10 protein-coding genes, 1 tRNA gene and 2 pseudogenes are annotated in these 11,627 nt (G+C 38.8%); 7 read left to right on the top strand and 6 right to left on the bottom strand.

Translation table 11 applies throughout. From position 1 onward, the window contains the following. The 3 genes from ACIR310F_RS0116645 to ACIR310F_RS0116635 form a co-directional block, all read left to right on the top strand. Window positions 1–451: hypothetical protein (locus ACIR310F_RS0116645; RefSeq protein WP_028084812.1), on the top strand; the 451-nt coding region annotated here is incomplete at its 5' end. Further along, the gene (gene psbC / locus ACIR310F_RS0116640; protein WP_028084811.1) at window positions 435–1,817 is read left to right on the top strand and encodes a photosystem II reaction center protein CP43; all 1,383 of its coding nucleotides are present in this window, start codon (window positions 435–437) and stop codon (window positions 1,815–1,817) included. The genes ACIR310F_RS0116645 and psbC, both read left to right, overlap by 17 nt. 160 nt (window positions 1,818–1,977) lie before the next feature. Further along, the gene (locus ACIR310F_RS0116635) at window positions 1,978–2,967 is read left to right on the top strand and encodes a hypothetical protein (protein ID WP_028084810.1); all 990 of its coding nucleotides are present in this window, start codon (window positions 1,978–1,980) and stop codon (window positions 2,965–2,967) included. Window positions 2,968–3,075: 108 nt separating this feature from the next. Here the strand turns inward: ACIR310F_RS0116635 and crtO are convergent, their stop codons facing one another. From crtO to ACIR310F_RS0116615, 4 genes are all read right to left on the bottom strand, one after another. Then, complete coding sequence (crtO, locus tag ACIR310F_RS0116630; protein ID WP_028084809.1) at window positions 3,076–4,767, bottom strand: beta-carotene ketolase CrtO; 1,692 nt, start codon at window positions 4,765–4,767, stop codon at window positions 3,076–3,078. A gap of 252 nt (window positions 4,768–5,019) precedes the next feature. Continuing rightward, window positions 5,020–5,484, bottom strand: a complete 465-nt coding sequence (locus tag ACIR310F_RS0116625; RefSeq protein WP_028084808.1) for a PPC domain-containing protein — start codon at window positions 5,482–5,484, stop codon at window positions 5,020–5,022. Between the two features lie 50 nt (window positions 5,485–5,534). After that, window positions 5,535–6,203: a ComF family protein gene (locus tag ACIR310F_RS0116620; protein WP_028084807.1), complete on the bottom strand. Its 669-nt coding sequence runs from the start codon at window positions 6,201–6,203 to the stop codon at window positions 5,535–5,537. Next, the gene (locus tag ACIR310F_RS0116615; protein WP_028084806.1) at window positions 6,200–6,676 is read right to left on the bottom strand and encodes a GNAT family N-acetyltransferase; all 477 of its coding nucleotides are present in this window, start codon (window positions 6,674–6,676) and stop codon (window positions 6,200–6,202) included. The genes ACIR310F_RS0116620 and ACIR310F_RS0116615 overlap by 4 nt, the downstream gene beginning before the upstream one ends. 109 nt (window positions 6,677–6,785) lie before the next feature. Here ACIR310F_RS0116615 and ACIR310F_RS22845 point away from each other — a divergent pair. Then, window positions 6,786–7,809, top strand: a pseudogene (locus ACIR310F_RS22845) (IS4 family transposase). 227 nt (window positions 7,810–8,036) lie between these two features. Here the strand turns inward: ACIR310F_RS22845 and ACIR310F_RS0116605 are convergent. Both ACIR310F_RS0116605 and hflX read right to left on the bottom strand, forming a co-directional pair. Next, window positions 8,037–8,606: a Uma2 family endonuclease gene (locus ACIR310F_RS0116605; protein ID WP_028084805.1), complete on the bottom strand. Its 570-nt coding sequence runs from the start codon at window positions 8,604–8,606 to the stop codon at window positions 8,037–8,039. 186 nt (window positions 8,607–8,792) lie between these two features. Further along, window positions 8,793–10,529, bottom strand: a complete 1,737-nt coding sequence (gene hflX / locus ACIR310F_RS0116600; protein ID WP_028084804.1) for a GTPase HflX — start codon at window positions 10,527–10,529, stop codon at window positions 8,793–8,795. Between the two features lie 230 nt (window positions 10,530–10,759). Here hflX and rplS point away from each other — a divergent pair, with 230 nt between their 5' ends. From rplS to ACIR310F_RS27010, 3 genes and pseudogenes are all read left to right on the top strand, one after another. Beyond that, window positions 10,760–11,122: a 50S ribosomal protein L19 gene (rplS, locus tag ACIR310F_RS0116595; protein WP_028084803.1), complete on the top strand. Its 363-nt coding sequence runs from the start codon at window positions 10,760–10,762 to the stop codon at window positions 11,120–11,122. 161 nt (window positions 11,123–11,283) lie between these two features. Beyond that, window positions 11,284–11,356: transfer RNA gene (locus ACIR310F_RS0116590), tRNA-Trp, on the top strand. A gap of 171 nt (window positions 11,357–11,527) precedes the next feature. Further along, window positions 11,528–11,627, top strand: a pseudogene (locus ACIR310F_RS27010) (preprotein translocase subunit SecE); the annotation flags it as partial.

The following is an 11,627-nucleotide window of genomic DNA, read 5'->3' as shown; positions in this document are numbered from 1 at the left end:
TATCTTAGGTGGAGCTTTACTTTGTGCCATTCATGGTGCAACAGTAGAAAACACCCTATTTGAAGACGGCGAAGGCTCAAACACCTTCCGCGCCTTTAATCCCACCCAAGCTGAAGAAACCTACTCCATGGTGACAGCAAACCGCTTCTGGTCACAGATTTTCGGGATTGCTTTCTCCAACAAACGTTGGTTACACTTCTTCATGTTGTTTGTACCAGTTACAGGCTTGTGGATGAGTGCCGTTGGTATTGTAGGTTTAGCATTAAACTTGCGGGCTTATGACTTCGTTTCCCAAGAATTACGGGCAGCAGAAGACCCAGAGGTTGAAACTTTCTATACCAAAAACATTTTACTGAATGAGGGTATCCGCGCTTGGATGGCTCCTCAAGATCAACCCCACGAACAATTTATATTCCCCGAGGAGGTATTACCACGTGGTAACGCTCTCTAATAGAGTCATTAGTGGTGGACGCGACCAAGAATCCAGCGGTTTCGCTTGGTGGTCTGGTAACGCCCGTTTAATCAACTTATCTGGTAAACTACTTGGCGCTCACGTAGCCCATGCTGGTTTGATTGTCTTCTGGGCTGGAGCAATGACCTTATTTGAAGTTGCTCACTTCGTTCCCGAAAAGCCCATGTACGAACAGGGCTTGATTCTTCTCCCTCACCTCGCCACACTTGGTTGGGGCGTTGGTGCAGGTGGTGAAGTTATTGACACCTTCCCCTATTTCGTCTCTGGTGTACTTCACCTTATTTCCTCCGCCGTTTTAGGTTTTGGTGGTATTTATCATGCCGTTCGCGGTCCTGAAACCTTAGAAGAATATTCTTCTTTCTTTGGTTATGACTGGAAAGACAAAAACAAGATGACCAACATCATCGGCTTCCACCTGATTATTTTAGGTTGTGGTGCGTTGTTGTTAGTGCTGAAGGCTATGTTCTTCGGTGGAGTTTATGATACCTGGGCTCCAGGTGGTGGTGATGTGCGTGTAATTACTAACCCCACACTTAACCCAGCGATTATCTTCGGTTATCTTTTGAAAGCTCCCTTCGGTGGCGAAGGCTGGATTATCAGCGTTGATAACATGGAAGATGTTATTGGCGGTCACATCTGGATTGCTTTAATTTGTATTTCCGGTGGTATTTGGCATATCTTCACCAAGCCTTTTGCTTGGGCGCGTCGTGCTTTTATCTGGTCTGGTGAAGCTTACCTTTCCTATAGCTTAGGCGCTCTCTCTATGATGGGCTTTATCGCCTCCGTCATGGTTTGGTATAACAACACTGCATACCCTAGCGAATTCTTCGGTCCTACTGGTCCTGAAGCTTCTCAAGCACAAGCTTTAACCTTCTTGATTCGTGACCAACGCTTAGGTGCTAACGTCGGTTCTGCTCAAGGTCCTACCGGTCTAGGTAAATACTTGATGCGCTCTCCTACAGGTGAAATCATCTTCGGTGGTGAAACCATGCGCTTCTGGGATTTCCGCGGTCCTTGGTTAGAGCCTCTCCGTGGTCCTAACGGTCTTGACTTGGAAAAAATCAAGAACGATATTCAGCCTTGGCAAGCTCGTCGTGCTGCTGAATACATGACACACGCTCCACTGGGTTCTTTGAACTCTGTAGGTGGTGTGGCTACCGAAATTAACTCCTTTAACTATGTGTCTCCACGCGCTTGGTTAGCTTGTTCACACTTCGTTTTAGGATTCTTCTTCCTTGTTGGTCACTTGTGGCACGCAGGCCGCGCCCGCGCTGCTTCTGGTGGTTTCGAGAAAGGTATTAACCGGGAAACAGAACCAGTGATGTTTATGAATGACCTCGACTAGGTTGTTTTCATCTCTATTTCATCACTGACAATATCATACTTTTTATAGCTCTTGTGTCACAGCAAGAGCTTTTTTTATATTTTTTTGATATTTTTTTTGGTATTTTACACATTTGATATAATATATAACGTAACAAATAAATTTTACTAAACATCAGATCATGAACAATTTCAAATTCGGTACGTCTGTATTGACAGTCGCGGTTGGTTTAGCAATGGGAACATCAATCAATCAGATGGTCATTGCTAAAGAAGTTGTTGCAGAATTAGTTACCCAGCCAGCAGTCACAAATGAGGTTATTGCCACATCAATTACTCCTGAAAAAACTGAGACTCCTCCTCAAGCAGGAACTTTCACTTACAATGCTGGTGATTTACTGGCCAAAAGACCACTGGATCTAGATGTATTTTGTAAAAATTATCCTTTAAATTCCCGCTGTACTAATCAACCTGTCACCACACCAGTAACAAAACCAGAGGAAGTTAAACCTAAACCCACGGAAGAAAAGAGCGAAACTTCTGCAAAAACTCGCGGTTGGGCAATTACACCAGAAATTAGTACATTAGGTGTGGGTGCAACAGTCACCAAATCTATTACACCTAATATTAATGCTAAAGTTGGGGTTAATGGTTTAGGTATAAGTAGAGATATTAACTTGTCTGATGTTGATTATAAAGCCGATCTCAACCTGTTGAATATATCCACCCTCGCTGACTACCATCCTTGGAAAAATGGCGGTTTCCGTTTGACTGGAGGCTTGGTATTTCAGGACAATAATATAGAAGGAACTGCCAAAGCCAAGAATGGTGGAACAATTAATATCAATGGTGTAGATTATAATACCACAACTCAACTGACATCAGTTAAAACCAAGGTTTCTTTCGGCAATAGTGTCGCACCGTATATTGGTATTGGTTGGGGTAATGCGGTGAAACCTGGTAAACGTTGGGGTTTTTCGACAAATTTGGGTGTCATGTTTGCCGGATCTCCGCAAATAGCGTTAACGCCTGAATTTGCTCTGGGTGCAGACAACTCTTTAAAAACCCAAATTAATAATAACATCGAAGCAGAAAGGAAAAAAGTACAGGATGACCTTAATTGGTTGAATATTTATCCTGTTCTTTCCATTGGTGTTTCTTATCAATTTTAGATAAAGATTTAGGGTGTGTCAGTTCTTGAAAATCTGTTTATTATTACAGACTTGTCAGATTTGATCCACCCTAAAAATATCTGAATTGTCACTTGAGATTTGTATTACTTAATTAATCCCAAAAACCGAACTAACTGTAGACTTAATCGAATTTCCTGCATCCTTGAAAGCCTGACCAAATGGTTGCTTATTTTGCAAAAATACCCTCGCACAATTGCGTCCTGGCATTCCCGAAATTGAACCACCTGGATGTGTACCAGCACCAGTTAGAAATAGATGATCAATGGGGGTTTTATAATTAGCTAATTCGGGCAAAGGTCTAAAAAAGATCATTTGATCCATCGTCATATCAATATGATAATAATTGCCCTTATATGCTCCTAATCTTTCCCCTAATTCTGCGGGACTTTCTACCCTTCTAGCGATAGTTGCTTTTTTCACATTTGGGGCATAGGTCGCTAATTTATCAATCACTCTATCAGCAACTTGATTTTTCAATTCATCAGTCCAACCCGTACCTTTTAAACCTGTACCTTTTGCACCAGCAATTTGATAAGGAGCGAAAAATTCAATCCATAAAGTATGTTTCCCCGGCGGTGCTAAACTAGGGTCAAGGGCGCTGGGCATAACCACATACATGGAGGGGTCAGAATCGGGAATTTCGCCAATTGTACATTTATTATGAGCCTGTTCAACATGATTCATAGAATCAGCAATTAAAATTGAACCAATCAGATATTCATCTTTATGTTCATGATGGGAAAAATGCAATGGTTCATCTAATGCCAAATCTATTTTCAGAATGGTTTCATTATTGTTGATAATGCGGCGTTCTAACCTTTCCCATAAATCAGGATCAACTGCATCAATATCGCTTTTTTCAGTCATTTGTAAGAATAATCTTTGGGCATCAATATTAGAAATTACTCCATGTTTAGCCAAAAATTCCTTACCACCATTTACCCTGACTCCTACCGCTTTAGCATCATTAATTAAAATCTTTTCTACGTGCTGTTCCGTGAGAATTACCCCACCTTTACTATTAACTAATTTCACCAATGCTTGCACCAATGCACCCGTACCGCCGCGAGGTCTAGCCATACCAGGATGATGACGCATAGCCATCATCATCACCCCAATTGCAAGATTTTTTTGTGAAGGTGGCGCACCTAATTCTGATGCTAATCTTGATAGGGGTGCTTTTAAAAATTCTTCATCAAACCATTCATTGAGAATATCCTCCGCACTATTTAACATTGTTCGCACAAAATCGAAACTTTTCGCCGGAGAACCGACAACAGAAAATAAATCTTTAACTTGCTGGAAATTGTAATTACCAAAAATATCTATAATTGACTTTGGTGGAGCATTAAACATGGGAGTCATGGCGTTAATTGCTCGTTGCCAATAATTGGTAAATTCGGCATATTTTTTAGCATCTCTTTGATTATAACGAGCGATTTCTGCACAGGTTTTTTCTAAGGACTTATGTGCCAAGAAATATTTACCGTCCGGGTGAGGACAAAATACAACTGGGTCACATTCTAGATATTCCAAGCCGTATTTTGTCAGTTCTAATTCTTCCACCACTGGACCTAAATGAATAAATTCATGGTCAATGGCACACAAATTAAATTTAAACCCTGGTACTTCTGGGATACATTCTTCAGTTGTAGCAGCACCACCAGGCACAGGACGTTTTTCTAATAGCAGAACACTATAACCTGCTTTGAGTAAATAAGCTGCACAAACTAAGCCGTTATGTCCAGCACCGATAATAATAACGTCGTATTCTTGCATATCTTGATGATATAAAAAGCTGACTTTTTTATATTATTATATCTGACTTTCTCCAGTTAATTTGGTAATATACGAATATTTATCTAATTTAATTGTTGTGTATAAAAACATATTTTATCAATTATTTTAAGTGCTAATACTTAATCATTTAACCATGATTGATAATAATTTTTGAAAATGGTAATTATACTTTATAAAGTATAAAGTGCGAAATTTCGGATAAAAATGATCGTTTACATTACAATTTTATACTTACTTCACAGGTTGCAGTTTTGTCACTTTGAGTTTAAACTTCCCTAGACCAGTTTCCCCAAAAGAACGAACCCGAACAATATAAATTCCCGTTTCTGTAATGCGGGTAAATAACACAGAATTACTCGTACCCTCAGGACCATCATCATTTTCTAAAACTGTCGTACCATTGGGAGCTAATAGTGTAATAATGGTATCGAAATTTTCCGATGATAAATCAACCGCTAAATTATCACCTTTGTTTAATTTTACCGCATAATCACGGGCAAATCCTCCCTGTCCTGTGGGAATATCTTTGTTTGACAAAGTATCAGAAATTTCTGTAAAATCAGTTAAAGGAATGGGACTATATAATTTATTTTGTGTATTTTGTGCGGAAACTGTTTTGCTGCCAATCCCTATTATTAGTAATGTGATAGGAATAATTAAAATTTGTCTAAAACCAACTACAAAATTCTTTTTCATAAATTAAAATACTTTCCCCATAAATACAGGGTAACTAATCTAATATAGCTTTATTTTTTTTCTTTGTTTGTTGTGGCCACAGCAGCTACACCTAAAACTTTAATTTGATGTATTTCCAGTGTCTTAACAGCAGCTTTGACAGTAGCACCAGTAGTATAAATATCATCCACTAATAATATTGGTATATTGGGAGAACGACGCAAATCTTTACCAATAACAAAAGCATTTGTTAAATTTTCTTGTCTTTGCGTTGGGGATAAATTAAATAGTGCTTCAGTTTCTTTAATGCGTTCTAAACCATTGACTTTTAATTTGTATCCTGTGACATGACAAAAACCTTCAGCTATTAATGCAGCTTGATTAAAACCTCTTTGTTTTTGTTTTTTCGGGTGCATAGGAATAGGAACAACTAAAAGCTGTTTTTGGGGTTGTGGTGAATTTAATAACCATGATTCTCCTAACCATTGTCCCAAAAGATAACCAATTTGAGGCTGATTTTTATATTTTAATGCAGCGATCGCTCTTTTGACACCACCACCATAATTTCCCCAAACAAATATTGGTAATGGTTGTTTCCATAAATAAGCGGGATTTTGGCAATGACAACTTTGAACTTGTCTGGTACAGTATAGACAAAGTTCGCTATTTGTAGGACGTTGACACAGGGGACAATGAGATCTGAGAAAAAGATTTAGTAGATTTTGGAATATGTTCATCATAGATATTTTACATAAACTAGATCACATCTAGTAGTTTCTACTCCTGTTGTTGGTAGATAACCATTACTTTCATACAGTTTAACAGCTTCCGTTAAAATACTAGCAGTTTCAATCCAAATTTCCTCAAACCCACGGGAAGAAATGACGGTTTCTAGTTGTTGTAATAAATATTTTCCTAATCCTAAACCCCGCACTTTTGGTAAAAGGTACATTTTTCTAATTTCTACCGCTTTTTCGCCGCGATTGATGGGATAATAGGCCGCAGTACCCACAATTTGATTTTGCTGTTCAATTACCCAAAATTCACCTCCAGTGGCTAAATAATATGCTTCTATTTGTAATACATCTTTATCGGCTTCTTCCGGTTGCCAAGGTAAGCCGTATTCTGATAATACAGAACTAATGACTTGGGAGGCTAAAGTGCGATCGCTTTCTTGCCAATTGCGAATGATAAAATCTTGGTATTGATACATATTATAGTTTATAAAGTGGTAGAAGTGTTGAATGTTAAGAAATCTGTGATAAAAATAGCCCAAAATATATTAAAATTTGAGCAAGCTATATCAAAATATTGATTTGATCATGATTATAAATTCATTTTCCAAGATTGTCAAAGACATCCTCAAATCCTTGCCAAAAAATGATTATCCGGTTTTGAACACCCGTCTTTACGTTGAGTGTTGGTTGGGTTATGCCTTGGATAATAGTTTAACAAGTATGAGGGACTTATTTAAAAGATTAAACAATACAGGGATTGATGTAAGGATTTCGACTTTTTCCAAGGCTAACACACACAGAAATCAACACTTCTGTCCAAAAGATTTATCATCAATTGAATAAATTATTCCAGAAAAAAGCTCACAAAAAGTTACATGATAAATACGCCATTTGTCCAATTGATTCTACAGTAATTACCTTAACAAGTAAGTTACTATGGGTTTGAGGACATCATCAAGTAAAACTTTTTAGTTCCCTCAATCTGTCAACAGGAAGTCCAGAAAATAATTTGATAAATTTTGGACATAATCATGATTATAAATTTGGTTCATCAATGATGTCTAATTTACCGCAAGATGCTGTTGGGGTAATGGATAGAGGTTTTGCGGGACTAAATTTTATGCAGGAATTAGTGCAAAAAGACAAATATTTTGTAGTGCGAATTAAGAATAATTATCAACTAGAATTTGAATCGGGAACTGGATTAGTCAAAATCGGTTCAGCGAGTGATGCTCCCGCTTATAGGGTAGTTAATTTTTGTGATTTAGAAACTAAAACTGAATTTCGCTTAGTCACGAATTTACCGTCAGATGGAGAGGTAGCAGTTACAGATGGTGAAATCAGGGATATTTACCGTTTACGTTGGGGAGTTGAATTATTATGGAAATTCTTAAAGATGCACCTAAAACTAGATAGATTAATTACCAAAAATGTTAATGGTATTGGCATATAAATTTATGCCAGTCTCATCGCTTATCCAATTTTACAACTTGTATCTGTTCTTCAAGAATGGGGTAATAAAATGTTAGATAAATTCCGCTATCTTCAAGCTTGTATGTGTCAACAAATTAGTTATGTTCATTGGATGGAAGATCTCATGAGATGTTGACATTTTCACCCTTAATAGGACTACTATAACTGAATATGTAAACTTTTGTAACGACATTCAACATTTCTGCAACAAGGTAAACTAGAAAATGAGAAAATAAAACAATCTTTGCAAAGTTGGTTTGCTCATTTGAAACATGGTGATACATGGAAGTTAACAAAAAACATCTGTTTAACAATGGTTGCTGATAATTTATAGGTTTGTTTATCAATCAATCCTGATTCAGATTACCCAAAAACAACACCGCGATAAATTTCCGAGATCGGTAAATCAACCCCAACAGAGTCCAAATAAATAGATTTTTCTAAATTATTAAAATCACTCAATAACCAACCTTGAGACTGTTTACTATATTTTTCTATAAAAATTTCATCTTGTTCAACTAATAAATATTCACAAAAACTGCTAATTAAACGATACATCCGAAACTTGCTTTGTCGGTCATAATCTGCGGTTGAAGGTGATAATACTTCTACAATTAAAATGGGATTTAAAACTTCATCATTGCGGTTTTCATTTAGTTGCGGTTCATCTGCAAAAACCATGATATCTGGATATACTCCGCGTTTATATTCAGGAATCCATAACCTTAAATCACTATTAATTGGCTCACATTTACTATCACGCAGAATAAACTTGAGAAACGCAAAAATATTGCCACCTATACGGCTATGATTAAGTGATCCGCCCGACATAGGCACAATTTCTCCATCACGATATTCACTGCGTTCTTCAGCTTTTTCTTCAATGGCGCGATATTCATCTAAACTATAACGACGCTCAACAGTAGTAATCATCATCTTGTAACCAATTACATTGAAGTAATCATGATTCTAGCAAAACTGCATATATTGTTGAATTATTGACATTATTATCAATAATATTGAACAATTTTTATCAAAAATATTTACCCATTTTGTAGGGGCAAACCCCCTGTGGTTGCCCCAAATATCGGGGTAGGCACGGGGGCGCTACCCCTACTATCAACCGCCATTAACAGCGTACTGAATCAGCAGTGATAACCGTTGACGGAGGGTTTCTAGTCCCAAACGCTGACTAGCGGAAATGAAAACAGCCAAAGGAAACTCTTCCCTTGCTAAAGCCAGGGTTTCACTACTAACCTGATCAATTTTATTAAAGGCCACTAAAGCCGGTCCCGGTGTAATCGGCATTTGCGCGAGTATGTCCCGAACGGAGCGAATATGACTTAACCAAGCAGGATGAGATAAATCCACTAGATGCAATAAAGCATCTGCCTCTGTTACTTCCTCTAAAGTAGCGCGGAAGGCATCCATTAAAGACGCGGGTAGCTCATGGATAAAACCTACAGTATCCGTAATTAAAGTTTCCTGGAGCGCACCCGTTTCAGCGTGGGGAAGCATTAACCGCCTTGTGGTCGGGTCAAGAGTCGCAAATAATTGGTCAGCGGTATATACTTCCGAATTAGTGAGAGCATTAACTAAAGTAGATTTACCAGCATTGGTATAACCAACTAAAGCCACAGAGGGAACTTCTCGGTGTTGTCGCCGTTGACGTAATCTACAACGATGTGCTTGTAATTGATTAACTTCCTGTTGTAGTCGAGAAATGCGTTTTTGAATAGCCCGACGTTCCGTTTCTAGCTTGGTTTCACCAGGTCCCCTAGTTCCAATACCACCTCCTAATCTGGACATGGCTTGACCTCTACCAGTGAGTCGTGGCATCATATACTCTAACTGTGCCAGTTCTACCTGTAATTTACCCGCACCAGATTGAGCGCGTTGGGCAAAAATATCTAAAATTAATTCCGTACGGTCAACTACTCTGACCCCAATTTGGGACTCTAAATTGCGGACCTGGGAAGGTGAAAGATCACGGTCAAATACTACCAAATTAGCACCCAGAGTTTGTACCGTGAGAGCAACTTCTTGGACTTTACCTTCACCGATAACTGTTTGGGGATGAATACGCGATCGCTTTTGTTGTAAAGTCTGTAATACATCACCCCCCGCCGTATCTACCAACCGTGCCAATTCTGCTATAATATCATCGAATTGTTGCGGGCTAGTATTATCCGTTAATACTCCTACAATTACCACCCGATCATGATCAGTGTCTACTTCCTGAGCTACATATTCCCGACTAAATTCCGCTTCTAGACTTTCCACCAATTCGAGAAAATCCTGGTCAGCCAAAGCATCTAAACTTAGAGGCGGTGATATGTGAGAATATATACTAGCGTCAACCATACTCATGTCAGTAAATTTAGTAGTCACTAACTGTCTATTATTAGCCACAAGGTGGGCTAAATAAGCTTCTTTTACGTATCCAGTTGCACCACCACCACGCTTAGTAAATCCGTCCCCGGTAATATTTAAAACTACTAAAGCATCCAATCTTTGTAAAGCCATAGCCGTCAATGCTGACTCATTTGGTGGTTCTGACTTGAGATTAGTAGATAAACAGCGAATTCCGCTCAAACGTTCAGCACCGTAGCGAGGTATTTCCATGGGCGGGATTTGAGTTTGACGCGGAGTACCTACACCAACCCGAATCACTTGTCCGCGACGGTTGATATAAGTACAAACAGGCTGATTAATTTCCGTACTAACTGCTGCAAGACGTTGTGCAAACTCAGATGTAGTAATACAATCCCCTGATATCCGCTGATGGTACAGCCGCTGGAGTTGTTTTAGCTGGCTGGACTTTAAACCTTGAATATTACCAAAAATAGTCTCTATAGGCGTTTAAGACCAGTTACCTGGTTCCCCCTGAATCCTGATACTGTCTATTTTACAACAGAAATGGTCAGTTGACAGGTGATAGTTGTCAGTTGTCATTAGGTAATTTTATTCTTGCTTCTTTCCTTCTAACTCCTGACTCGGTGACTCCTTCAATAAATAGCTGGACTATGGGGCGATTATAGATTTATAATTAGTGATTGTGAGTTTTTTCAGAAAACAGAAAAGTAATGAACGCCCAAGAGATTATTCGCTCAATTGAAGCGGAACAATTGAAATCTGATTTACCTGATATCTATGTCGGTGACACAGTAAAAGTCGGAGTCAAAATCAAAGAAGGTACTAAATACCGCGTCCAACCCTACGAAGGCGTAGTTATAGCCATGCGGAATGGTGGTATTAACGAAACCATTACAGTTCGCAAAGTTTTCCAAGGTGTGGGTGTAGAACGGGTATTTTTACTCCATTCGCCCCGCATTGAGAGCATTAAGGTATTACGTCGTGGTAAAGTTAGACGTGCTAAACTTTACTATTTACGCGCCCTGGTCGGTAAAGCAACCCGCATTAAACAAAGATTCGACCGCGCCCTCTAATTCCATAGGGGGAATTAACAGACAAAACCCAAGCTGTGAGCGGCGAATGCCGCTAACTTGCCAAAAATAAAAAAATAAGTAACAATTTAGATGACAATTAGAGTCGAATTGTGCTAAACTGAAAGAAGTTGATCACAATGACCGTAAAGAGAAAAGCTTGTGCGCTCTTAGTTCAGTTGGTAGAACGCAGGTCTCCAAAACCTGATGTCGGGGGTTCAAGTCCTCCAGGGCGCGCTCAAAAAGAAAAATATTGCCCGAAGCAATAACGTCACTGCCAAAACAGCAGAAAACGCCAATTATTTCGGGTATAATTTTTTGAAAAAATAGCTTGCCAATGAGGTCGAAACTGTAAACCTTGAAAAAATCACAAGGTGAAGCTATTCAAGAAACGAGGGTATAACGACTGTGGCCAAAAAAAACGAAGCAGAAATACCAGCAACCGAAAATGGGTTTAGCTTAAACAATTTTTTCCAAGGAACAAAGGAAGAACTTGAAAAAGTAGTTT

This window comes from Dolichospermum circinale AWQC310F (genome assembly GCF_000426925.1).
GTDB classification, from domain to species: domain Bacteria; phylum Cyanobacteriota; class Cyanobacteriia; order Cyanobacteriales; family Nostocaceae; genus Dolichospermum; species Dolichospermum circinale.
The sequence above is the reverse complement of the archived record's forward strand: the minus strand, read 5'-3'. Positions and strand labels throughout refer to the sequence as shown.